Raw genomic sequence first — 24,269 nt, forward strand, 5'->3', positions numbered from 1 at the left:
AGCAGTCCCGAGGCGTACGATCTCGGGGTGGAGTCCGTATCGTCGACCGCCGCCGCGTCCGCCCTGCTCGATCGGGTGTGGGAGGACCTCGACATCCGCCCAGCCGGCGCTGCCGACCATCTCGCCACGGCGGGTGCTGTACCTCTGCCCTCGCGTCTCGCAACCTCGGAGCTCGCGTGGAGCAGCGTGCGCGCGGCGGGTCTTCTGGGGGGAATCCCCGCTCCCCCCGACCCCGGCCGGGTAGCCGTCGCGTACCGCAGCGAACGCGTCCTGACCATCGACCGGATCGCCCCCTCGGTCTGGGCACCGCTCTCCGGGTTCTGGCGAACCCGCGACGGCTGGGTCCGCACCCACGCCAACTACCCGCATCACGAGGCTGCGCTCCTGCACGCCCTCGACCTGAGTGCGGGAGCGACGGCCTCGACTCTCGAGGCGGTCGCGGGTGAGCGATCGTCCGACGACCTCATCACCGCCATCGTCGGTGCGGGAGGACTCGCCGTCACCGTGTCTCCGGAGCGGCCCGACCACGATCGGGTCCTGCGAGACACTCCCCTGCTCGAGCTGCACCGCATTCCCGGTCCCCCGGCCCACGGTCGCCTCGACGGCTCCGACGCACAGCCCCTCCGCGGCATCCGCGTGCTCGACCTGACACGCGTCATCGCGGGACCGGTCTGCACGCGGACTCTCGCGCTGCTCGGCGCCGACGTCCTGCGCGTCGACCCGCCCGAGCTGTCCGAGCCCGAGTGGCTGCACCTCGACACCGGTCATGGCAAGCGCTCGGTCGTGCTCGATGCACGGACAGAGCGGTTCCACGACCTGGCCGCCCGGGCCGATGTCGTCGTCCTCGGCTACCGCCCCTCGTCTCTCGCGCGCCTCGGAATCACCCCCGAAGCACTTCTCTCGCAGCATCCGTCCCTCGTCGTCGCCGCACTCAGCGCCTGGGGTCATGATCGACCCGAACGCGCGGGCTTCGACAGCCTGGTGCAGGCGGAGTCCGGCATCGCGATCGTGGAATCAGCCGACGGCCTCCGACCAGGGGTGCTGCCTGCGCAGGCTCTCGACCACAGCGCCGGCTACCTCCTCGCCGCGGCCGTCGTCGCAGCCCTGCGCCGGCGCGATGGTGAGGGCGGCGGATGGACGGTCCGCACATCGCTGCGGCGGATCGCCGCCGAACTGCTCGGGATGCCACGGGGCGACGAGCCTCAGGCTCCCCGGGAGATCGACACCGCCGCGCACGTCTCGACCTTCGACGTGGACGGTCGCCGCGTCACGACCGCGCGCCCCGCACTTCCCGGTCTCGAGTTCACGCCGCCACGACGATGGGGGCGGGATCAGCCGCGCTGGTGAGCACGGCGTACGAACGGCACTGACAGGCAGAGCGCCAGGGTGGCCGCGCCCCACAGCGCGCACGCCGGCGGCAGCACTCGGTAGGCGAGATGCTGCACCGTGAAGGCATCGGTGAACGGACCGTAGACCGCATAGCCCACGACGACGGCGATCACGAGCACCGCAGGGAGAGACAGCCACCATGCGACGCGGATGCCGGTCGGCACGGACTGCACCACCTCGTCGCGGACTTCGGCGCGGTCGAGCCGCAGCAGCATCCAGACACCGATCCCCGCCAGACCGAGGATGCTCGACCCGTGCTGCAGCCATTTGAAGCCGGTCAGAGGGCCCCACATCTCATCGAGAACGGGCAGCACCTCGACACCCCAGCGACCTTCGTGCGTGAACAGGTCCCACACGATGTGCGACACGACGCCGAGAAGCAGCGACATCGTCAGGAACAGCGGATACAGAGGGCGCGGCGGCGCTCCCCGCACGGCGACCCGTGCCGCAGCGGCCCCGGTCGTCGTCCAGTCGTCCGGCAGCCGTCGCGCGATCGCGAGCGGTGTCAGCTCACCGACGGCCGGCCGCAGCACCACACGCCACACGAGGAACAGCGCGAAGGCGACCACCGCGGTCCAGACGATGTTCGCGACGTCGTGGGTGAAGCCGTAATCGAGTCCGACACCGCGGAGGAAGAGCGGCAGGTCGGGGGTCATCGCACCGATCGCGATCGCGGCCGGGATGAGCGGCGTGCGGATGAACGGCAGCGCCACCAGCGCATGACTCGGCGTGAACGGCATGGTGTCTCCTGTCGAGCGTCGAACGCCCGAAGCCTAGCGGCGGTGACCTGGGAACCCCCGGGGCCACCGCCGCCGGACCTGGTCAGTCGACGAACACTCCGGCCAGGGTCTTCTTGCCTCGGCGCAGCACCGAGACACCACCCGGCAGAGAACCCTGCACCGTGGCCGCGTCATCGTCGACACGCGCGCCGTCGAGCGACACCCCGCCCTGGGCGATGGCGCGCCTCGCCTCGGACGTGCTCGACACGAGCCCCGTCGAGACGAGAACCTCCACGACGGGAGCACCCGTCGTGACGGTCGCGTTCGGCAGCTCCTCGAGGGCTGTGCGCAGAGTCGTCGCGTCGAGCGTCGTCAGGTCGCCCTGCCCGAACAGAGCCTCGGATGCGGCGATCACGGCCGCGGTCGCATCGATGCCGTGAACGGTCGCGACCACCTCGAGAGCAAGACGCTTCTGCGCTGCGCGGCGGAAGGGCTCGGACTCGACGAGAGCCGCGTACTCCTCGATCTCGGCACGGCTGAGGAACGTGAAGATCTTCAGTCGCTCGACGACATCGGCGTCGGCAGTGCTCAACCAGAACTGGTACATCCGGTACGGACTGCACATCTCGGGGTCGAGCCAGATCGCGTTGCCCTCGCTCTTGCCGAACTTCGTGCCGTCGCTGTTGGTGATGAGCGGAGTGCCGATGGCGTGCACGGACACACCCTCGGCACGACGGATGAGGTCGGTGCCGCTGGTGAGGTTGCCCCACTGGTCAGATCCGCCTGTCTGCAGCACGCAGTCGTACTGGCGGTACAGCTCGAGGTAGTCCATGCCCTGCAGGATCTGGTAGCTGAACTCGGTGTAGCTGATGCCCTCATCCGACGCGAGGCGGGCAGCGACGGCATCCTTCTTCAGCATCGTGCCCACGCGGTAGTGCTTGCCGATCTCGCGCAGGAAGTCGATCGCCGACAGCGGCGCCGTCCAGTCGAGGTTGTTCACCATGCGCGCGGCATTGTCGCCCTCGAAGCTCAGGTAGCGCTCCACCTGCCCGCGCAGCCGATCGACCCATTCGCCGACCGTCTCGCGCGTGTTCAGGGTGCGCTCGGCCGTCGGCCGCGGGTCGCCGATGAGTCCGGTCGAACCGCCGACGAGGCCGAGCGGCTTGTGCCCCGCGAGCTGGATGCGGCGCAGCGTGAGCAGCTGCACGAGGTTGCCGAGGTGCAGGCTGGGGGCCGTCGGATCGAAGCCGCAGTAATACGTGATCGGGTCCCCGGCGAGAAGGGCGCGCAGCGCCTCCTGATCGGTGGACACGTGGACGAGGCCGCGCCACACCAGTTCGTCCCACACGTTCTCGAACGTGGGGTCGATCGCCGGCGTCGCGGTCGTCAGAGCGGAATTCGACACGTCTTCCAGGCTATCAGCGCGCGGATGTCGCGCATCGCGTCGCGCACCCGCGGCGGGAGGGAGCCGGACGGATCAGCTGTGGGCGGCCCACCACACGAGGAAAGCGCCGCCGAGAGCGATCACCCAGCTGACGAGGCTCCCCACGAGGAAGTACTCCGCCCGGGCACCGGTCTCGCCGTCGCGAGAGATCTCGGGGAACCGGACGATCCCCTTCGCCGCGAGCATCGCCGCGAGGATGGGGTACGCCGCCGCGAGGGTGAGGATCAGCACCAGGATCCGTTCGAGTGGACCGATGAGACGCCCACCCTTGAACCCGCTGCGGGGGTCGACCGGTGCGGCGGTTCCGGCCAGAGCGAGTGGGTCGGCCTCGGGATCCGCCACCCCGCCATCGCGCGGCGGAACGCCATCGCCCGGCGCGCTCGACGCGGTGACGACGGGATCGGACTCCGCCGGAGCGGCCGGTCGGGCGATGTCGATCGGCCGCCAGGTGTGCTCGCCGTCGAGCGCCGCGCGCACGACGAGGTTCGCGGACTCCAGCAGGAAGACGCCCGCCCCGAGAGCGAGGATCGCGAGGTCGAAGGGAATCTCGCCGAACGGGGACCGCAACTCCCAGATCTCGCCGATCAAGCCCGTCTCGCGACGGGGCCCGAGCCAGACGACGGCACCGATGACGAGGATGCCGAGGAGCACGGCCGGCCAGAAGCCCAGAGGCGCGCGACGCTCGGAGGGCATGCACCATACCCACACCGCGCCGACGGCCAGCGCCGCGATCATCGGGAGGAGTGCGTCGCTGACACTACCGAGGAGAAGCAGGATGATCGCGACCGTGAGGTACCCGATCCACCGACGCGGAGCGAACTGCCGCACGAGGTCGGCCGCTCCGATCGCGAGCAGGGCGAAGCCGGCGACGATCACTCGGTGCCTCCTCTCAGCGCGGCGACGCCGTCGAGGATCGCGGCGCTGCCGGCGTTGCGCAACGACTTCGAGACGCTCGGCTGCGTGATCCCCTCCTCGTCCGCCAGGTCGCGCTGTGAGCGGCCGACGAGGCGGCCGTATGTGAGACGCCTCTCGCGGTCTGACATCGCGCCGACGAGTTCATCGCGTACGAGAAGGTACGCGTTCGACGCGGCGATCGTGCTCTCCATGACCTCATCCTGCCCGGGGGCTCCGACAATCCACGTCCTCGTGCGGGGCACGGCGCGCCCCTCTTTCGCATGCACGGTGTCGATCGCCGCGCGCGCGGCGTACCAGCCCGGTCCGTCCGCGAGCTCGCCGTGCACCGACTCGACGGCGCTGACCGCCCCGATGCCGATGCCGAACCGGAAGCCGATGCCGTCGGGCAGCCGCAGCTGGATCATGAGCACCGAGATCAGCGCGTCGTCGAGACGACGGTAGACGCCCTGCTGCTCGTCGCCCACCGTGGGCGTGAGCGGATGACTCGCGAGAGGCAGGTCCTCCTCGACGAGTGCGATCGTCTGATCGAGCACGCGTTGCGCGGCCGAGCGGTCGTCGAGCTTGCGAGAGCCCACGATGTCCGCGACTACGGCGATGACCATGAGATAACCGTATCATGCATATGGTGGATTTATGCCTGATTCAGCTATAAAATCGCGATATGCCTGAATCCGTCATCATCCCCTGGACCACCGGAACCTGGACGACGACTCCCGCCGCCGTCGATGCGACCGACGAGCGCCTCGACGTCACCGCCGTGGAGGGCAGCGACGCCTGGCGTCACACCGCCTACGGTTTCGTGCACGACACCGAGCATGCCCTCCTCGCACCGCTCGGCGTGGGCGAGGCGGTCGAGGTGTCGTTCCTGGCGCCGTGGAGCGGCCAGTTCGATCAGGCCGGAGTCTTCGTCAGCGCCGACGACGAGCACTGGGTCAAGGCGGGCGTCGAATACGCCGACGGGCACCTCGGGCTCGGCGCGGTCGTGACCGACATCCGCTCGGACTGGTCGGTCGGACAGATCGACGACTGGCTCGACCGCGAGATCACCGTGCGGGTGAGCCGGTGGGCGGATGCCGTGATCGTCCGCGCCCGCGCCGACGACGGGCCGTGGCGACTCGTGCGGGTCGCGCCGTTCGACGGCTCGGCGACGGCATCCGCCGGCCCGTTCCTCGCCGCACCGACGCGCGCCGGACTCACCGTCACGTTCACCCGCTGGGTTCGGTCAGCCGCAGACGACTCGTTGCACTGACGCCCACCGGCCCGCAGGGGCGAGAAGCGTCGACTCCCTCGGGCGAGGAGCCTCGACGCCGTCGGGCGAGGAGCCTCAGAGACCCAGGGCGTGGGCAGCGGCCTGAGCGCGGGCCACGAGCTCCGCGCGCTGCTCGGCGACCCGCACGGGGGCCGTGCCTCCGGCGCCGGTGCGCGAGGCGACCGAGCCCTCGATCGTGAGCACCTCGCGAACCTCGGGCGTGAGCCGCGGCGATACCGAGAGCAGCAACTCGTCGGAGGCGTCCTCCAGACCGATCCCCTGCTCCTCGCACGCACGGACCAGCGCACCCGAGATCTCATGCGCGTCGCGGAACGGCACCCGCCGCTTCACGAGCCACTCCGCGACGTCGGTCGCGAGCGAGAAGCCCTCCGGCGCGAGCGTCGCCATCCGCTCGGTGTCGAAGCGGAGCGTGGCGATCATGCCGGCGAACGCCGGCAGCACGACCTCGAGCGTCTGCACCGAGTCGAAGACCGGCTCCTTGTCCTCCTGCAGGTCGCGGTTGTACGCGAGCGGCAGTCCCTTGAGCGTGGCGAGCAGGCCCGAGAGGTTGCCGATGAGGCGACCCGACTTGCCTCGTGCGAGCTCGGCGATGTCCGGATTCTTCTTCTGGGGCATGATGCTCGACCCGGTCGAGTAGCTGTCGTGCAACGTCACGAAGCCGAACTCGCGCGTGTTCCAGAGGATGATCTCCTCGCTGAGGCGAGACAAGTCGACGCCCGTCATCGCCGCGATGAACGCGAACTCGGCGACAACGTCGCGCGCGGCCGTGCCGTCGAGCGAGTTCTCCGCGGGGCGGTCGAGGCCCAGCTCCGTCGCCACGAGCGCAGGATCCAGGCCGAGGGTGGAGCCGGCCAGGGCGCCCCCGCCATAGGGAGAGACGCCGGCGCGGCGACGCCAGTCGACCAGGCGCTCGAGCTCGCGCACCAGCGGCCAGCCATGAGCCTGCAGGTGGTGTGCGAGCAGCACCGGCTGGGCGTGCTGCAGATGCGTGCGGCCGGGCAGGACCGCATCGGGATGCGCCTCGGCCTGCGCGACCAGCGCATCGATCACGCGGAGCAGATCGCGCGCGATGACACGGGCGTGGTCGATCAGGTACATCCGCACGAGCGTGGCGATCTGGTCGTTGCGGCTCCGTCCGGCACGCAGGCGGCCGCCGAGCTCGGGTCCGAGCTCGGCGATGAGCGCCTGCTCGAGCGCGCCGTGCACGTCCTCGTCGGAGGGGACGGGACGGATCGTGCCGTCGGCGACCTTGCGCGCCACGGCATCCAGTCCCGCGTGCATCTTCGCGGCCTCGTCGGACTCCAGATACCCGGCGGCTTCGAGCGCGGTCGCGTGGGCGTGCGACCCGGCGATGTCGTACGGGGCGAGGATCCAGTCGAAGTGCGTCGAGCGGCTGAGCTCGACCAGCTCGGGCGAGGGGCCGCTGGCGAACCGGGCGCCCCAGAGAGCGCCCTCGTTCGTCCCGTCGTTCTTGGCGGAGGTCATCATGCGTCCTTCTTGCCGAGCAGCCATACGAGCAGAGCCTTCTGGGCGTGGAGGCGGTTCTCGGCCTCATCCCACACCACGCTCTGCGGTCCGTCGATCACCTCGGAGTCGACCTCGTAACCGCGGTCCGCGGGGAGGCAGTGGATGAAGACGGCGGCCGAATCGGCGAGCGTCATGGTCTCGGGAGTCACCTTGTAGTCACCGAGGTCGCGGATGCGGGCGAGCTTCTCCTCCTCCTTGCCCATCGACACCCATGTGTCGGTGACGACCACGTCGGCTCCGGCTGCCGCCTCGACGGGGTCGGTGAGGAGCGTGATCGATCCGCCGGTCTCCGCGGCGCGCCGGTCGGCCGCCTCGACGACATCGGCGCGCGGGGCGTAGTCCGCCGGCGAGGCGATGCGCACGTGCATCCCCGCCGTGACACCGGCGAGGGCGTACGAGTGCGCCATGTTGCTCTGCCCGTCGCCGAAGAACGTCAGGGTGAGACCCTTCAGGTCGCCCTTGTGCTCGCGGATGGTCAGCAGGTCGGCGAGCAGCTGGCACGGGTGGAAGTCGTCGGACAGCGCGTTGACGACCGGCACGCGCGTTCCGGCGGCCATCTCCTCCAGACCGGACTGCGCGTAGGTGCGCCACACGATCGCGGCGACCTGGCGCTCGAGCACCCGAGCGGTGTCGGAGGGGGTCTCCTTACCGCCGAGCTGGCTGTTCGCGGTCGAGATGATCAGGGGTGAACCGCCGAGGTCGGCGATGCCGACCGCGAACGAGACGCGGGTGCGGGTCGACGACTTGTCGAAGATCACCGCGACGGTCTGCGGCCCGGCGAGCGCCTTGTTGGCCCAGCGGTCCTTCTTCAACTCGATCGCGAGGTCGAGGATCTCCGCCTGCTCCGCGGGGGTCAGGTCGTCGTCACGAAGGAGGTGGCGGGTCACAGTTCGGCCTTTCCGGAGGGGGTGAGGGATGCCTGGACGTCGGCGAGCGCAGCGGCGAAGAGCTCACGGAACTCGGCGAGCTCGGCATCCCCGATGGTGAGGGCAGGGGCGATCCGCACGGTCTCCGGATTCGCCGCGTTGACGATGAGACCGCGGGCCTGGGCGGCGTCGACGACGTCACCGGCGACCGGGGCGTTCAGCGCGACGCCGATCAGCAGACCGCGTCCGCGAACGCCGGCGATGAGCGGCGCGTCGAGACCGGTGATGATCTCGCGCAGTTCCTCCCCGCGGCGGGCGGCGTTCTCGACGAGGTCGGCGCGTTCGATCTCGGCGAGAACGGCGTCGGCCACAGCGGTGGCCAGCGGGTTGCCGCCGAACGTCGATCCGTGCGAGCCGGGCGTGAAGAGCGAGCTCGCCGCGCCGTACGTGACGAGGGCGCCGATGGGGAACCCTCCCCCGATGCCCTTCGCGAGGGTGATGGCATCGGGTGTGATGCCCTCGTGGCTGAAGCCGAACCAGGCTCCCGTGCGGCCGGCTCCCGTCTGGATCTCGTCGACGATGAGCAGGGCGCCGTGCTTCAGCGTCAGTGACCGCGCCGCCTGCAGGTACCCCTCCGGCAGCTCGACGACTCCGGCCTCACCCTGGATGGGCTCGACGATGACGGCGGCGACCCGGTCGTCGATCGCCGCCTCGAGCGCTGCGACGGTGGCCGGGATGTGCTCCACTCCCCCGGGCATCGGCTCGAACGGGGCGCGCATCGCGGCCTTCGCAGTGAGGGCGAGCGACCCCATGGTGCGGCCGTGGAAGCCGTTCTCGAGCGCGAGGATGCGCGGCCGGTCGGCCCCGCCGTGCAGACGGGCGAGCTTGAACGCCGCCTCGTTCGCCTCGGCGCCCGAGTTCGAGAAGAACACGCGGCCGTCGATGCCGGCGCCGGCGAGGCGCTTGAGGCGCGCGGCGAGCGCCAGCTGCGGGGGCGTCGCGAAGTAGTTGGAGACGTGCGCGAGAGTCGCCGCCTGGGTCGCGACGGCGTCCACGAACACCGGGTGCGAATGACCGAGCGACGTCACGGCGATGCCGGCGAGGAAGTCGAGGTGTCGGGTGCCCTCGGAGTCCCAGAGGTACGAGCCCTCCCCGCGCGTGAGGAGAGCGAGTCGGCGCCCCGCGTTGAGGACGAGGTCGTTCTCCGCGTCGTGCTGCCAATTGCTCATGCCGTCGTCCCTGCGCTTCCCTTGACCACTTCTGTTCCGATTCCCTTGCTCGTGAAGAGCTCGACGAGCACCGAGTGCGGCACGCGTCCGTCGATGATCGCCGCAGCGTCGACCCCGCCCTCCACGGCGTCGAGGCATGCGCGCATCTTCGGGATCATCCCCGATTCCAGTGTCGGCAGCATCTCGACGAGCGCCTCTGACGTGAGGTGCGACACCAGCGAGTCGCGGTTCGGCCAGTCCGCGTACAGTCCGGGGACATCCGTGAGGATCACCAGCTTGCGCGCCTTCAGCGCCACCGCGAGCGCGGCCGCTGCGGCATCGGCGTTCACGTTGAGCGACTGACCGGGGTGGTCGAGGTCGGGCGCGATGCTCGAGACGACGGGCACCCTGCCGGCCGACAGATGGTCGAGGACCGGCGTGGGGTCGACCTCCACGACGTCGCCGACGCGACCGAGGTCGATCTCCTCCCCGTCGACGACGACTCCGCGACGACGCCCGCCGAAGAGACCGGCGTCCTCACCGCTGAGGCCGGTCGCGATCGGGCCGTGCGAGTTGATCTTCGACACGAGCTGCGGGTTCACCTGACCCGTGAGCACCATCCGCACGACGCTGATGGCCTCGGTGTTGGTGACGCGGTAGCCGCCCTTGAACTCGCTGGGGATCTCGAGGCGCTCGAGCATGTTCGAGATCTGCGGTCCACCGCCGTGCACGACGACCGGCAGCACGCCCACGTAGCGCAGATACGCGATGTCCTGCGCGAAGGCCTCCTGCAGCTCGTCGGAGACCATGGCGTTGCCGCCGTACTTGACGACGACGATCTGGTCGCGGAACCTCTTCAGCCACGGCAGGGACTCGATGAGCGTCGAGGCCTTGACGGCCGCGACGTCGGGGGTGGTGTCCTGGATGTCGGTCATGAGGCGTAGGCGCTGTTCTCGTGCACGTAGTCGTGGGTGAGGTCGTTCGTGAGGATGGTCGCCGTCGCGTCGCCGACCTTGAGGTCGATGACCAGGTGGGTGGCGCGCGGCGTCAGGTCGACCTCCTCACGCGGACGGTCGGGACCGCCCTCGCTGCAGACACGGACGCCGTTCATCCACACATCGACGTCGTAGGGGTCGAACTGCGCCGTCGTCGTGCCGATGGCCGCGAGCACCCGGCCCCAGTTGGGATCGTTGCCGAAGATCGCGGCCTTGAAGAGGTTGTTGCGGGCGACGGAGCGGCCGACCTCGACGGCATCCGATTCCGATGCGGCATGCTGCACCTCGATGGTGATGTCGTGGCTCGCGCCCTCGGCGTCGCCCTGCAGCTTCACGGCGAGCTCGAGGCAGAGTCCCCGGAGCGCTGCACCGAAGTCGTCGAGCGACGGGGCGATGCCGGAGGCGCCGTTCGCGAGCAGCGTCACCTGGTCGTTGGTCGACATGCACCCGTCGGAGTCGAGGCGGTCGAACGTGCGGCCGGTCGCGGCGCGGAGCGCGGCGTCGGCCTCGAGGGGCTCGAGCACGGCATCCGTCGTGATGACGACGAGCATGGTCGCGAGGCCGGGCGCGAGCATGCCGGCACCCTTCGCCATGCCGCCGATCGTCCAGCCGTCGCGGCTGACGACCGCTGTCTTCGACACGCTGTCGGTCGTCATGATCGCCTCGGCGGCGATCTGCCCGCCGTCGGCGGAGAGCTCGGCGATCGCCTGCTCCGTGCCCGCGAGCACCTTGTCGCGGAACACCTGGTCGCCGACGCCGATGAGTCCGGTCGAGCAGACGAGCACGTCTCCCGCGCCGATGCCCAGCAGATCGGCGGCCTTCTCGGCGGTCTGGTGAGTGGTCTGGAAGCCGAAGCTGCCCGTGAAGCAGTTCGCCCCGCCGGAGTTCAGCACGACCGCCTCGACGACGCGATCGGCGACGGCCTGCTGCGACCAGATGATCGGATTGGCCTTCGCACGGTTGCTCGTGAAGACCGCGGCGCCCACCTTGCGCGGGCCGCGGTTCACGACGACGGCGACATCGGGCTTACCGGTCGACTTGAGGCCGGCGGCGACACCAGCCGCCTCGAATCCTGCGGGGGCGGTGACGCTCACGGCGCGACTCCGTTCACTGAGAGGGCGCGGGACTCGGGGAGCCCCAGCGCGAGGTTCATGGACTGCACGGCGGCTCCGGCCGTGCCCTTGACGAGGTTGTCGACGGCGGTGACCACCGTCACGCGGTTCGCAGACCGGTCGATCGCGAGTCCGATGAGGGCGGTGTTCGCCCCGAGCACGTCCGCCGTACGGGGGAACTCCCCCGTCGGCAGCAGCTGCACGAACGTCTCGTCGCCGTACGCGGACTCCCACGCGGCGCGGATCTCGGCGTCGGTGACGCCCTCGACGATGGGCGCCGTCGAGGTCGCGAGGATCCCCCGCGACATCGGCACGAGCACCGGCGTGAAGGAGATGCGGATGCCGTCGGCGGCCGCCTCGGGCGCGAGACCGGATGCCGCGGCGAGCGCCTGGCGGATCTCGGGGATGTGCCGGTGGGTGCCGCCGACCGCGTACGGGTTGGCCGTGCCGAGGATCTCGCTCGCGAGCAGATTCGTCTTGAGGCTCTTGCCCGCCCCCGAGGGGCCGACCGCGAGCACCGAGACGATGTCGGCGGGGTCGATGACGCCGGCTGCGACGCCCGGAGCGAGGCTGAGGCTCACGGTGGAGGCGTTGCACCCTGGTGCGGCGATCCGCGTAGCGCCTCGGAGCTGCTCACGCTGCTTGACCCCGCCGGTGAGGAGCTCGGGCACCCCGTAGGTCCAGGCGTCGTGGAAGGCTCCGCCGTAGAAGGCGTCCCATGCGTCCTGCGAGGTGAGGCGGTGGTCAGCCCCGGCATCGATGACGAGCGGGGTTTCGCCCAGCGCATCCGTGTACTGCCCGGACTGCCCGTGCGGCAGGGCGAGGAAGACGATGTCGTGCCCGGCGAGCACGTCGGGTGTGGTGTCCTGCAGCGTCAGGTGCGCGAGCGAGCGGAGATGGGGCTGGTGCTGGACGAGCGGCTGACCGGCGTTCGAGTGCGCCGTGACGGTGCGGATCTCGATGTCGGGGTGAGCGGCGAGAAGGCGCAGGATCTCGCCGCCCGCGTAGCCGGATGCGCCGGAGACGGCGACGGAATACGTCATGGTTCTACCTTAACGGTCGGACCCTTCGGAGAATTCAGGGTGCGGTGTCGGGGGCCGGGGCGGCGACACCGGCACTCGACCGCCGGTCAGGCAGCAGCGCGGGGTCGCCTACAGTCGGCGGCCGTCGCGGCGTCGGCGCACAACGATGACGCTCGGAGCGAGCGTCGGAGTCGCGGTGGTGGCCGAAGGCATGTCGCGACGATAGCGCGGGGGTCGATGGGCGCGCAAATCACCGGCGTCACAGTCGAGGGGCGACGTAGCGAGCGTCGGCGCGCGCCGGGCGGCTCCTCACCGCAGACGGCGCTTCACCGCAGACGGCGCAGGAGCGCGAGCTCCTCGGGGCGGGACAGTCCGGCCTTGCGTGGGCGGTCGACACCACGCTCGTCCTCATCGGCGACGACCCGTGCGACGGTGTCGGCGAGCGGGCGCAAGCCGCCGCCGGCTTCGCGGTACCGGCGATTCGACCGCCGCATGAAGCCGACCATGTCCGCCGGCAGCCACAGCGGGAGGGAGCGCTCCCCCATCCAATACTCGACGCCCTGCGCCCCGAGCCAGTCGTCGGGGGCCTCGACGACCTGCCCGTCATGCCGGGCTGAGGAGCGGAACAGTGCGAAGACCTCGGAGAGCGGATGCCGTTCGCCGACTGCGTTCACGACGCCCGCGGCGTCCGTCGCCACGATGAAGTCGGCGAGGTCGTCCACGTCGATGACCTGTACGTCCGTGCCCTGAGACGCGGGGACGAGCACGTCTTCGCCCCGCGCTCGGAGGAAGGCCGCGCCCCAATATCCGAACCGGTCGCTGGGATCCCCGTCTCCCACGATGAGACCGGGCCGCACGATCAATGTTCGACCGCCGCCGAGTTCTCGGACGGTGTTCTCCGCTGCGACCTTCTGCGCACCGTAGTCGTCGTCGTCTCCCGGTTCCGCCGGCTCGAGCAGCGGGGCCGATTCGTCGGCATCCTCTCGGTCGTCGTCGGCGTACACCGATACCGACGAGACGTAGGTCCAGCGTCCGGCACGGGCTCCCAGCGCATCCACGGCCGCTCGGACGTGGTCGGCACGGGACGAGACGTCTACGACGTGGTCCCAGTCCGAGCGCGACACCAGGTCGTACGCCGCCGGGTGGTCGCGGTCTGCGAGCGCGACCGTCGCCCCCTGCGGCGCGGGGCGACCACCGCGGGCGAGGCACGTCACCGCGGCGCCCGACAACAGCCACCGCTCGGCGATGCGGCCAGACAGCCACCCGGTTCCTCCGAGGATCAGCACATCCGTCATGCACCCATGTCATCAGCATCGTCGGCGCGACGGAAGGGGCATCCGCTCAGAGCGGAGGCCGGATCACGGCTGACGCAGGTCGTCGAGTCCGTCGAGCACGGGCACCGTCCACGTGGGGTCGGGGCGCCAGGCGACCCACTCCGCGTCGAACGGCCAGTCTCCGTCGGCGAACGAAGCGATGGCCGCGCTCGCATGCTCTTCGATCTGCGCCGCCTGCTCGCTGTCGAGGCGACCCTGCTGCACGGCGGCGACGAGTTCGTCCTCGTCCTTCATCGATACCCCGCCGTCGGCCTCGATCTCGACGTCGAGGATGTGATCCGACGTGAAGGTGTCGTGATCGGTGCGGAGGTGCGCGTTCTCGAGGTTCACGTACCACCCGGCGAAGGTCCAGTCGGCGCCCGTCGCCTCGCTCCAGAACAGCCAGACCGACCAGGGCCGATCCGCCGGGGCGATCCGCAGGATGCCGTTGCCCACCCACTGCTCCACGATCCGCCGACGCGGCTCGATCCAGCGCCGCTCGAGCGGAACCGTGCGCACACGCCGCCCGTCCTGCGCCCCCTGGCCCTCCTGCTCCGTTCCGGGCGCCAGCCAGGCGACGAGCCCGCGCTCGTCGTCACGGACGACCCGCATCGGTGTGATCGTCGACGGTTCGCCCCGCAGCCAGCCCGGCCTTCGGTAGTGCCAGTCGATCTGATCGCCGGGGGCGAGGAAGGGCGCCTCGCCCAGCGGACGCGTCCCGTGCGGGGCGGCTGGCGGCGTGGCGTGCGGGTTCACGGTCGTCATCCCGCCACGGTACCGCGCGGCGCCGTCGAACTCGTGCTGCGTCCCCTCCCTGAGCGCAGCACGAGTCGCGGCTTCAGTCGCGGATGGCGGCGCCGAAGCGCTCGGCGGCGACGGTCACTCCGGCGAGCTTGGCCTCGGTGGCCTCAGCCGCTGTCAGGGTGCGGTCGTCGGCGCGGAAGCGCAGCGCGAACGTGAGGCTCTTCGTGCCATCGGCGAGTCCCTCTCCGCGGTAGTCGTCGACGAGGCGGACGGACTCGAGCAGCGCGCCCGCGCCGTCCCGCAGGGCCGCACGGACGTCGCCGGCCGGCACCGCGGCGTCGACGACGAGCGAGACGTCCTGCGTGGCGGCGGGGAACGTCGACAGCGAGGGCGCGACCGCCTTCGAGGCGGCGAGGGCGAGGATGCCGTCGAGATCCAGCTCGACCACCGTCGCCCGCCCTGGCAGGTCGGCCGCAGACGCCACGTCCGGGTGGAGCTCTCCCACGTACCCGACCTCGGTGCCCTCGACCGTGACCACGCCCGTACGCCCCGGGTGCAGCGCGGCCCGCTGCGACTGGGCGACGTCGATCGATACGCCGGCCGCCTCGCCGATGACCCCCACCGCGTCGAGCGCCTCCGACAGACCGGAGGGCTCAGCCGCACGGCCGGGCTGGCGCGACACGACGTTGCCGGTGAACAGCGCAGCCACGTACCGGTGCTGCGGTGGGATCGACGCGTTCAACTGTGCGAGGGTCTCGTCGGAGGGGCGCTCGCCCAGAGGCGGCACCTCGTCGGTGCCGTAGGCGACGCCGGGCTCCGGAAGGAACACGACGCCGGTCTCGAACAGTGCGAGATCGGTGAGGCCCCGCGAGATGTTCCGGTGCGCGATCTGCAGCAGACCCGGGATGAGCGAGCGCCGCAGGAACGGAGCGGCGCCGTCGAGGGCGTTCGCCAGCCGGATGCTGGGCACGTGCTCCCCCGATGCGGAACCGTGCAGGTCGTTCTGCGCTTCCGTGGTGAACGGGAACGAAGGAGTCTCGACCAGGCCGGCCGCGGCGAGGGCGTTCGCGACGCGACGACGGCCCTGCTGGTGTGCGGTGAGGCCGCGACCGGACGGCGGGGTGGGCAGCACCGACGGGATGCGGTCGAGGCCGTGGATGCGCGCGACCTCCTCGGCCAGCGACCACTTGTCGGTGATGTCAGGACGCCAGGTCGGCGGGATGACGGTCCAGCCGTGGTCGGCGTCGTCGACCTCGGCGCCGATCATCGTCAGCGCCTCGACGATCTCGGCATCCGTGTAGTCCACGCCGATGAGACCCTGCACGAAGCCGCGCGGTAGCCCGATCTCGCAGGTGGTGACCTCGGCGAACAGTGCGCCGCCCTCCTCCGTCAGCGTGCCCCCGGCGAGCTCGACCATGAGGTCGGCGGCGCGGCGGGCGGCGACGAACGGCACGAGGGGGTCGACACCCCGTTCGAAGCGCTTGGACGCCTCGCTCGGGAGCTTGTGACGGCGAGCCGTGCGCGCGATGGTGACCGGATCGAACGTCGCCGCCTCGATCAGCACGTTCGTCGTCGTGTCGCTCATCTCGGTGGTGCCGCCGCCCATCACGCCGGCGAGGCCGATCGGACCGGACTCGTCCGTGATCAGGAGGTCCTCGACGTGGAGCTTCCGCTCCTGCCCGTCGAGCGTCGTCATCTTCTCGCCGGGCGTCGCGCGGCGGACGGTGATGCCGCCGGCGAGCTTGTCGAGGTCGTAGCCGTGCAGTGGCTGACCGAGCTCGAGCATCACGTAGTTGGTGATGTCGATGAGCACGCCCAGCGACCGCATGCCCGCGAGCGAGAGGCGCGCGATCATCCACGGCGGTGTGGGACGCGACGGATCGACGCCGCGCACGACGCGAGTGACGAACTCGCTCGCGCCGACCGCGCCCCGGATCGGGGCGGAGTCGTCGACGACCGCCGTATGCCCGGCGCCCGGCTGCAGTTCGGCGAAGTCGCGCTCGGCGGGGTCGCGGAAGGACGCGCCGGTCGCGTGCGAGTACTCGCGGGCGATGCCGCGCACCGAGAACGCGTAGCCGCGGTCGGGCGTGACGTTCACGTCGACCGCGACGTCGTCGAGGCCGAGGAGGGCGATCGCGTCGGTGCCGACCGGGGCGTCGAGGCCGAGGTCCGAGAGCACGACGATGCCGTTGTGCTCGTCGCCGAGACCGAGTTCGCGCGCAGACGCGATCATGCCGTCGGACACGTGACCGTAGGTCTTGCGCGCAGCGATCGGGAACGGACCTGGCAGCACGGCACCGGGCAGCGTCACCACGACCTTGTCGCCGACGACGAAGTTGTGCGCGCCGCAGACGATGCCGCGCACGCCGCCGTTCGCCTCGCCGACGTCGACCTGGCACCAGTTGATGGTCTTGCCGTTCGACTGGGGTTCCGGCTCGAGCGACAGCACCTGGCCGACGACGATCGGGCCCTGCAGATCGAAGCGGTGGACGTCCTCCTCTTCGAACCCGACGGAGACCATCGCTGCGAGGACGTCCTCCGGCGTCGTTCCGGTCGCCACATCGACGTATTCACGCAACCACGAGAGCGGGACGCGCATCACACCACCATCCCGTACTGCTCGCTGAAACGGACATCGCCCTCGGCCATGTCCCTCATGTCCTGCACGTCGCTGCGGAACATCAGTGCCCGCTCGACGCCCATGCCGAACGCGAAGCCGCTGTACACGTCGGGGTCGATCCCTGCGGCGCGGAGCACGTTCGGGTTCACCATGCCGCATCCGCCCCACTCGATCCACCGAGCGCCGCCCTTGAAGGTCGGGTGCCACAGGTCGAGCTCGGCGGAGGGCTCGGTGAACGGGAAGAAGTTCGTGCGGAAGCGCGTCTTCGCCTCCGGTCCGAAGAGCTGGCGCGCGACGTGGTCGAGCGTGCCCTTGAGGTGGGCCATCGAGATGCCCTTGTCGATGACGAGGCCCTCGAACTGCGTGAACACCGGCAGGTGCGTGGCATCGAACTCGTCGGTGCGGTAGACCCGGCCGGGGCACAGCACGTAGATCGGCACCTCGCGGCCGAGCATCGAGCGCACCTGCACGGGGCTGGTGTGCGTGCGCATGACGAGGTGGCGCGAGGGCGGGTCGACGTAGAAGGTGTCCTGCTCCTGGCGAGCGGGGTGGTCGACGTCGAAGTTCAGGGCGTCGAAGTTGAACCACTCGTGCTCGAGCTCCGGCCCCTCCGCGATCTCCCATCCCATGCCGACGAAGATGTCGGAGATCTGCTCGCTGAGCAGGGTGAGCGGATGCCGAGCGCCGACACGCGTGCGCGAGGAGACCGCGGTGATGTCGACGCGCTCGGATTCGAGCCGGGCTGCGACCTCGGCGGCGGCCAGCTCCGATTCCTTTGCGGTGAGGGCCTGGGTCACACGACCGCGTCCCTGACCGACGAGCTTGCCGAACGCCGCCTTGTTCTCGGGGGCGACCTGACGCATCGAGGCGTTGAGGACCGCGAGCGGCGACCCCTCCGCGACGTGCGCCGCACGAGCGGCTTTCAGCTCGGCGGTGTCGGCTGCCGCGGCGATGGCGTCGAGCGCCGCCGCGACAGCGGCTTCGACCGCCTCCGGGGTGATTTCGAGTGACTCAGACACGAGAGACGAGTCTACCGGCGAGCGGTGACGCGCTCAGACCCCGCCCGTGCCGGTACTCGTGCCGTCGAACCTGCCTGCACCGCGTTGCATTGCGATGAGCTCGGTGTTCGTGCCGTCCTGGTGCTGACGCGGGTCGCGTCCGCCTGCCGGCCCGCCGGGCGCGCCCGCGCCTCCGCGGAGCTTGGGCGACCGACGCGTGCGGATCTCGAGCCAGCGGGCGACGCCCGACAGGATGAGGCACATGATGATGTAGATGCCCCCGATCACGAACGCCGACTGCAGCACGGGGCGCCCCTGCTGCGAGGTCAGCTGCTTCGCGAAGTAGAGGAGTTCGGGGTACGTGATGATGAAGCCGAGCGCCGTGTCTTTGAGCGTGACGACGAGCTGGGCGACGATGACCGGCAGCATGGCGCGGATGGCCTGCGGCAGGAGGATGAGGCGCATGACGCCGCTCTTGCGGAGGCCGATCGCGTACCCGGCCTCCTTCTGCCCACGCGGGAGCGACTCCACTCCGGCGCGGAGAACCTCTGCGAGCACCGAGCCGTTGTAGACCATGAGCGCGATGACCACTGCCCAGTAGGGCTCCATCTTCACGCCCACCGTCGGCAGGCCGTAGTAGAGCAGCATCATCAGCACGAGCACGGGGACGGCTCGGAAGACCTCGGTGATGACGGTGACGGGGATGCGGATCCAGGCGTGGTCCGACAGGCGGCCGATCGCGAGGACGAATCCGACGACGAGGCTGAGGATTCCCGCGAGCGCGAACGCCGCGAGAGTGCGCCCGAGGGCGCCGAAGATCTGCGTCCACACCGCGCTGAAGGTGAAGACGTACCAGCGCGAGGCGTCGAACTGGCCGCTGACGGCGAAGCGCCATCCGATGAAGCCGAGCAGGGCGAGGATGACGACGACCGTCGCCACGCCGAGCAGGCGGTTCCGCAGGATGGCCTTGGGACCGGGGACGTCGTACAGGACGGAAGTCATCGCGCGATCCTCCACTTGTTCTCGAGATACCGCTGGACCCAGCTGAGCACCAGGACAAGGGCGACGAAGATCGCTGCCACCCACAGGAGGACGACGAGGGCGTTCTCACCGCGCTCGCTGAGGTAGGAGCGGATGGCTCCGAGCTCGAGCACCGAGAACCCGGCGGCCACAGTGGTGTTCTTGAGGAGCGCGATGAACACGCTCATCATCGGCGGGACGACGGAGCGGAACGCCTGCGGGAGGATGACGAGCGTCATCACCTGCCCGAACGGCAGCCCGATCGCCCTGGCGGCTTCGGCCTGCCCGACCGGAACGGTGTTGATGCCGGCACGCAGCACCTCGGCGACGTACGTCGCGGTGTAGATGCCAATCGCGAGGATGCCGAGGATCGTGGTGCTGAGCTTCGGCAGGCCCAGCTGCGGGTAGCCGAAGACGAAGAAGAAGAAGACGAGCGTGAGCGGGGTGTTCCGGATGAGGTTCACGTACACCGTGCCGACGCCGCGAGCGATCGGTACGGGCGAGACACGCATGGCGCCCACGATGATGCCCAGGACGAGCGCGAGGACACCGCCGCCGAAGAAGATCAGCAGGGTGTTGCCCAGCGCCCTTCCCCACAGGTCGGTGTTTCCGAAGATGACGTCCACGCCGTCCTCCCCTTCTGAGTTCTGAGGAGGGGGCGGCCGCGGTGGGCCGCCCCCTCAGGTCGTTCAGTCGATCAGTCGACGGCCGGCTGAGAGACCTCGATGCCCGAAGAGCCGAGGTTCTTGTCGAAGATCGCCTGCCAGATGTCGCCGCCGTCGGTGAACATCGTGTTGATGAACTCCTGCAGCGCGGCGTCGTCCTTCGCGAGGCCCACGCCGTAGCGCTCCTCGGTGAAGGGCTCGCCGACGACCTTGAGGTTGTCGGGGTCCTGAGCCGCGTAGCCGATCAGGATCGCCTGGTCGGTCGTGACGGCCTGGACCTCGCCCGAGAGCAGCGCCTCGACGCAGGCGGAGTACAGGTCGAACTCCTTGGTCGGGACCTCGGGGTAGTTGTCGCGGATGTTCTGGATCGGGGTGGACCCCGTCGCCGAGCACACCGTGGTGTCGGCGGTGAGGTCGGCCTCGCTCTTGATGTCGTCGTTGTCGGCGGCGACGAGCAGGCCCTGCCCGGTGATGAAGTACGGACCGGCGAAGGCGATCTGCTCCTTGCGCTTGTCGGTGATCGAGTACGTGCCGACGTAGTAGTCGATGTCGCCGTTCGTGATCGCCTGCTCGCGGTTCGCCGAGGCGATCGGCTTGAACTCGATCTTGTCCTCGTCGTAGCCCAGCGAGGCCGCGATCCAGCGGGCGATGTCGACGTCGAAGCCGGTGCGCTCGTTGGTCGTGACGTCGAGGTAGCCCAGACCGGGCTGGTCCTCCTTGACGCCGACGACGACCTTGTCGCGGTCCGTGATCGCGTCGAACGTGGGGCTGCCCTCGAGGTCGACGTCCGTCGCCACCTCGAACCAGGTCGAGTCCTCTCCGCCCTCGTCGCCACCGGTGCCTCCGCCGGGGTTCGAGGGGCTGCCGCTGTTGCAGGCCGTCAGGGCGAGCAGGGCTGCGGCTGCGATACCGAGTCCTGCCAGTGTGCGTGTGCGTCGCATGTGCGTCTCCTTCATGATGTGCTGTGGTGCAGGGTCTGTAGGCTGTGAGGCGCGTCAGTGCGTGAGGAGCTTCGAGAGGAAGTCCTTGGCCCGGTCGCTCTTCGGGTTCGTGAAGAACTCCTCGGGCTTGGCCTCCTCGACGATCTGCCCGTCGGCCATGAAGACGACCCGATCCGCCGCCTTGCGGGCGAATCCCATCTCGTGCGTGACGACGATCATCGTCATGCCCTCCTGGGCGAGTTCGACCATGACGTCGAGCACCTCGTTGATCATCTCGGGGTCGAGCGCGCTGGTGGGCTCGTCGAAGAGCATGACCTTCGGGTGCATGGCGAGCGCCCGAGCGATCGCGACGCGCTGCTGCTGACCGCCGGAGAGCTGCGCAGGGAGCTTGGACGCCTGCTGGGCGACACCGACGCGCTCGAGCAGGGCCATCGCCTCCTTCTCGGCATCCGCCTTCTTGAGGCCTCGGACCTTGATCGGTCCGAGCGTCACGTTCTCGAGGATCGTGAGGTGCGCGAAGAGGTTGAACGACTGGAACACCATACCGACGTCGGCGCGGAGGTTCGCGAGCCCCTTGCCCTCGGCGGGCAGAGCCTTGCCGTCGATGCTGATGGACCCGCTCGTGATGGTCTCGAGGCGGTTGATCGTGCGGCACAGCGTCGACTTGCCCGAACCGGAAGGGCCGATCACGACCACGACCTCGCCGGCGTTGACCGTGAGATTGATGTCGGTGAGCGCCTGGAAGTCGCCGTAGTGCTTCTGCACGTCGTCGACGACGACGAGCGGCTTATCAGAGGTCATCATTTCTCCAAACTAGCCACGGGGGTGGCGGGTCTCCAGGCGGGCTCGGCGAGATTTACACGTTCGTAATCCCCGGATCGAGCCCTCTCTGCCCGAACGGCGGAGTGCCCCCAGGTCCGCCCCCGCGAACCGTGGGGGCGTCCCTGCTGCCGCGCTCCTCCCCCAAGGAGCGCGAGGCAGCAAGCCTCCGATCGGATGCGATCGCGGGGTGATCCGGCGGGATGCCTGCGCCCGGCCTGCAGAACAGGGCGCCGGGTGCATGGCATCTGAATTCTCCGTCGAATCGAGCGCGATCGACCCCAGAGTGACAGAGCCGGATGCCGTCGCGAGAACTTCTTGAGGATTTCTTGAGGCGTCAGTCGCGCTGTTCGCGGAAGTATCGGACGGCCCCGGGGTGCAGCGGGACGGGCCCGGTGAAGATCGCCTGCGTGCGGTCGAGCAGCGCGGCCGCCGGCACCTCGTGCGCGAGGCTCGCTCGTCCGTCGAAGAGGCCGCGCAGGACGTCTCGCACCACTCCGTCCGGAGTGCCGGCCGCCGTGACCAGGTAGTTCGGCACCGCGAGAGTCGGCTGCGATTCGTCGAGTCCGTACAGTCCGACGGGCAGATCGGAGGGCCGGTAGGCGTACGAGTATCGCTCGTTGACCTCGTTCACCCAGCTCTGCTCGATGGGCAGCAGCCGTACCGGAGTCTGCTCGGCCAGCTCGGCGATGCCCGGGGTCGGGATGCCGCCGACCCAGAAGAAGCCGTCGATCTCGGAGTCCTCCAGCGCCTGGATCGACGCAGCGAGTCCCATTCGGGGGTCACTGACGGATGCGGGGTCGACGTCGGCCGCGTGCAGCACGCGCGAGGCGATGACGTTGACCCCGGAGTTCTGCGCCCCCAGCGACACGACGCGACCGGCGAGATCGTCGAGGCCGTCGATGTCGGAGTCCGCGCGCACCACGACGTGCAGGTACTCGTCGTAGAGCCGCGCGACGGCCTGCACGGGAAGCGGCTCAGGGAACGCGCCCTCCCCCTCCACCGCATCGGCCGCGGCATCGCCCTGCGCGAAGCCCAGCAACGCGTCTCCCGAGCTGACGCGCAGCAGGTTGTCGACCGAGCCGGCGGTCTGCGCGGCGGTCATCTGCACGTCGAGCGTGGCGGCGAGCTCGTCGGCGAGGCCCTGACCGTAGGCGAAGTAGACGCCGTTCGCGCCGCCGCCGGCGATCTCGTACTCGACGTCGCCCCATTCGGCCGAATGCGACGAGCATGCGCTCACCGAGCCCGCCATCAGGACCGCGAGCACGCCGGCGACGATCCGCCGCGCCGCGCCGCGCCGCATCACGTCTCCGCCTCGTCCGGCAAAACCAATGAGACCAGCAGGCCGCCGTCCTTCGGCGATTCGACGAGGATCGCCCCGCCCACGGACTCCAGCAGATCGGTCGCGATGGCGAGCCCGAGTCCCGAGCCGGGGGTGTCCCCCCTGTCATCGCTGCGCCAGAAACGGTCGGTCGCCGCAGCCGCCTGCTCGTCGGTGAGACCCGGGCCCTGGTCGCGCACGGTCAACAGGCATGCGTGGTCGTCGCGCGCGGCGGCGACCACCACGACCGACTCGGGCATCGAGTACTTCACGGCGTTGTCGATCACGGCATCCAGCGCGCTCTCGACGATCGTCCGGTCGGTCACGCTCATGACGGGCTCGCGTCCCGGTGCCACGACGGAGATGCCCCGCTGGCCGGCGACCTGCTGCCACGCCTCCGCGCGCCGCCCTGCGAGTGCCGTCAGGTCCACGGCCGAGATCGAGGTGTCGCCGCGGCCCCCCGTCGCCAGGCCGAGCAGAGTCTCCAGGATCCGCGCCATGCGGCGGCCCTCCTCCCGAGTCTCCTCGACGTCGTCCCGCCAGCCCTCTCCGAGCCCCGTCGAGAGGTGCTCGACGCGCAGCAGCAGGGCGTTGAGGGGGTTCCGCAACTCGTGCGAGGCGTTCAGCGCGAACTCCTGCTGCCGTGTCATCACGCGCTCGATCTCGTCGGCCATGCCGTTGAACACGCGCGTCATACGGCGCAGCTCCGGCGGACCCGTGTCCTCGGCGACACGCGCGTCCATCTCCCCGCGCTCGATGGCGATCATCGCCTCGTCGAGCCGCCGCACCGGCGAGAGCACCCAGCGTGCGAGCTGCATCACGAGCAGGATGCCGAGGGCCACCGTGACCAGCGCCACGAGCGAGAGGACGATCACCTGCTGCACGATCTCGGCCCGCGGTGCCGCCGTGTCGGCAGACACCATGACCGCGCCGATGACGTCTCCGTCGTCGATGACCGGTTCGACGAGCGAGGACTCCGCGACGCTCCACGGGAACACCGGAGCCGGCGCCTCAGCGCGCCGCCCGGAGAGCGCGAGCCCCACCCGAGCGGTCTCCTCATCGGTCAGCACGTCGTCGTCGCCGTCGCCCGCCGCCCAGGCTGTGCCGGCCAGATCGAACACCCGGACGTCGATGTCGTAGACCTCGTGGAACCGACGCACCTCGGCCTCGATGACCGTCGCGCTGCCCGACCGCAGGGCCTGCCGCGCACTGGTCACGAAGTACGCGAGATCACCGAGCTGCTCGGTGTAGAACGTCTGCTGGATGCTGCGCGTCGCGCTCCATGCCGTCGCACCGCCGAGCGACACGAGGATCGCGATCAGCGGGACGAGGAACACGACGACGAGACGCCTGCGCATCCC

22 protein-coding genes are annotated in these 24,269 nt (G+C 70.0%); 2 read left to right on the forward strand and 20 right to left on the reverse strand.

Going from position 1 to position 24,269, the window contains the following annotated elements:
- Positions 1-27 precede the first annotated feature (27 nt).
- Positions 28-1,347 (forward strand): CoA transferase, encoded by a 1,320-nt coding sequence (locus FSY98_RS02120; RefSeq protein WP_260857217.1) that lies wholly within the window; start codon positions 28-30, stop codon positions 1,345-1,347.
- Here the strand turns inward: FSY98_RS02120 and FSY98_RS02125 are convergent.
- From FSY98_RS02125 to FSY98_RS02140, 4 genes are all read right to left on the reverse strand, one after another.
- Positions 1,332-2,129 carry a DUF4184 family protein gene (locus FSY98_RS02125; protein ID WP_144873504.1) on the reverse strand — a complete coding sequence of 266 codons (798 nt, stop codon included), beginning with the start codon at positions 2,127-2,129 and terminating at the stop codon, positions 1,332-1,334. The genes FSY98_RS02120 and FSY98_RS02125 overlap by 16 nt on opposite strands.
- 82 nt (positions 2,130-2,211) lie before the next feature.
- On the reverse strand, positions 2,212-3,513 hold the full coding sequence (gene tyrS, locus FSY98_RS02130; RefSeq protein ID WP_186307521.1) for a tyrosine--tRNA ligase: 1,302 nt from the start codon (positions 3,511-3,513) through the stop codon (positions 2,212-2,214).
- 72 nt (positions 3,514-3,585) lie between these two features.
- Positions 3,586-4,428 (reverse strand): hypothetical protein, encoded by an 843-nt coding sequence (locus FSY98_RS02135; RefSeq protein ID WP_144873509.1) that lies wholly within the window; start codon positions 4,426-4,428, stop codon positions 3,586-3,588.
- Complete coding sequence (locus FSY98_RS02140) at positions 4,425-5,069, reverse strand: SatD family protein (protein ID WP_144873512.1); 645 nt, start codon at positions 5,067-5,069, stop codon at positions 4,425-4,427. The genes FSY98_RS02135 and FSY98_RS02140 overlap by 4 nt, the downstream gene beginning before the upstream one ends.
- Positions 5,070-5,128: 59 nt before the next feature.
- Here FSY98_RS02140 and FSY98_RS02145 point away from each other — a divergent pair, with 59 nt between their 5' ends.
- Complete coding sequence (locus tag FSY98_RS02145; RefSeq protein WP_144873514.1) at positions 5,129-5,716, forward strand: DUF1349 domain-containing protein; 588 nt, start codon at positions 5,129-5,131, stop codon at positions 5,714-5,716.
- Between the two features lie 75 nt (positions 5,717-5,791).
- Here the strand turns inward: FSY98_RS02145 and argH are convergent, their stop codons facing one another.
- From argH to FSY98_RS02225, 16 genes are all read right to left on the reverse strand, one after another.
- Positions 5,792-7,222, reverse strand: coding sequence for an argininosuccinate lyase (argH, locus tag FSY98_RS02150; RefSeq protein WP_144876559.1), 1,431 nt, complete (start codon positions 7,220-7,222; stop codon positions 5,792-5,794).
- Positions 7,222-8,151 (reverse strand): ornithine carbamoyltransferase, encoded by a 930-nt coding sequence (gene argF / locus FSY98_RS02155; protein WP_144873517.1) that lies wholly within the window; start codon positions 8,149-8,151, stop codon positions 7,222-7,224. Before argF ends, argH begins: the two co-directional genes overlap by 1 nt.
- The gene (locus tag FSY98_RS02160) at positions 8,148-9,359 is read right to left on the reverse strand and encodes an acetylornithine transaminase (protein ID WP_144873520.1); all 1,212 of its coding nucleotides are present in this window, start codon (positions 9,357-9,359) and stop codon (positions 8,148-8,150) included. The genes argF and FSY98_RS02160 overlap by 4 nt, the downstream gene beginning before the upstream one ends.
- Entirely contained in the window at positions 9,356-10,273 is a 918-nt protein-coding gene (gene argB / locus FSY98_RS02165; protein ID WP_144873523.1) for an acetylglutamate kinase, read from the reverse strand. Before argB ends, FSY98_RS02160 begins: the two co-directional genes overlap by 4 nt.
- Complete coding sequence (gene argJ, locus FSY98_RS02170) at positions 10,270-11,427, reverse strand: bifunctional glutamate N-acetyltransferase/amino-acid acetyltransferase ArgJ (protein WP_144873526.1); 1,158 nt, start codon at positions 11,425-11,427, stop codon at positions 10,270-10,272. Before argJ ends, argB begins: the two co-directional genes overlap by 4 nt.
- Positions 11,424-12,488, reverse strand: a complete 1,065-nt coding sequence (gene argC, locus FSY98_RS02175; RefSeq protein WP_144873529.1) for an N-acetyl-gamma-glutamyl-phosphate reductase — start codon at positions 12,486-12,488, stop codon at positions 11,424-11,426. The genes argJ and argC overlap by 4 nt, the downstream gene beginning before the upstream one ends.
- Positions 12,489-12,793: 305 nt before the next feature.
- Entirely contained in the window at positions 12,794-13,762 is a 969-nt protein-coding gene (locus FSY98_RS02180; protein WP_144873532.1) for an NAD-dependent epimerase/dehydratase family protein, read from the reverse strand.
- A 63-nt stretch (positions 13,763-13,825) separates the two neighbouring features.
- Positions 13,826-14,545 (reverse strand): DUF402 domain-containing protein, encoded by a 720-nt coding sequence (locus tag FSY98_RS02185; protein WP_144873535.1) that lies wholly within the window; start codon positions 14,543-14,545, stop codon positions 13,826-13,828.
- 73 nt (positions 14,546-14,618) lie between these two features.
- Positions 14,619-17,123 (reverse strand): phenylalanine--tRNA ligase subunit beta, encoded by a 2,505-nt coding sequence (pheT, locus tag FSY98_RS02190; protein WP_144873538.1) that lies wholly within the window; start codon positions 17,121-17,123, stop codon positions 14,619-14,621.
- Complete coding sequence (pheS, locus tag FSY98_RS02195; RefSeq protein ID WP_144873541.1) at positions 17,123-18,163, reverse strand: phenylalanine--tRNA ligase subunit alpha; 1,041 nt, start codon at positions 18,161-18,163, stop codon at positions 17,123-17,125. Before pheS ends, pheT begins: the two co-directional genes overlap by 1 nt.
- Positions 18,164-18,196: 33 nt before the next feature.
- The gene (locus FSY98_RS02200; RefSeq protein ID WP_144873544.1) at positions 18,197-19,144 is read right to left on the reverse strand and encodes an amino acid ABC transporter permease; all 948 of its coding nucleotides are present in this window, start codon (positions 19,142-19,144) and stop codon (positions 18,197-18,199) included.
- Positions 19,141-19,788 carry an amino acid ABC transporter permease gene (locus tag FSY98_RS02205; protein ID WP_144873547.1) on the reverse strand — a complete coding sequence of 216 codons (648 nt, stop codon included), beginning with the start codon at positions 19,786-19,788 and terminating at the stop codon, positions 19,141-19,143. The genes FSY98_RS02200 and FSY98_RS02205 overlap by 4 nt, the downstream gene beginning before the upstream one ends.
- A 71-nt stretch (positions 19,789-19,859) precedes the next feature.
- Complete coding sequence (locus tag FSY98_RS02210; protein ID WP_144873550.1) at positions 19,860-20,768, reverse strand: glutamate ABC transporter substrate-binding protein; 909 nt, start codon at positions 20,766-20,768, stop codon at positions 19,860-19,862.
- Between the two features lie 54 nt (positions 20,769-20,822).
- Positions 20,823-21,572 (reverse strand): amino acid ABC transporter ATP-binding protein, encoded by a 750-nt coding sequence (locus tag FSY98_RS02215; protein ID WP_396652314.1) that lies wholly within the window; start codon positions 21,570-21,572, stop codon positions 20,823-20,825.
- Between the two features lie 352 nt (positions 21,573-21,924).
- Entirely contained in the window at positions 21,925-22,890 is a 966-nt protein-coding gene (locus FSY98_RS02220) for a TAXI family TRAP transporter solute-binding subunit (protein ID WP_144876561.1), read from the reverse strand.
- The gene (locus tag FSY98_RS02225; RefSeq protein WP_144873553.1) at positions 22,890-24,266 is read right to left on the reverse strand and encodes a HAMP domain-containing sensor histidine kinase; all 1,377 of its coding nucleotides are present in this window, start codon (positions 24,264-24,266) and stop codon (positions 22,890-22,892) included. Before FSY98_RS02225 ends, FSY98_RS02220 begins: the two co-directional genes overlap by 1 nt.
- Positions 24,267-24,269: the final 3 nt, after the last annotated feature.

The organism is Microbacterium sp. 1.5R (genome assembly GCF_007667425.1).
In the GTDB taxonomy this organism is placed as follows: Bacteria; Actinomycetota; Actinomycetes; order Actinomycetales; family Microbacteriaceae; genus Microbacterium.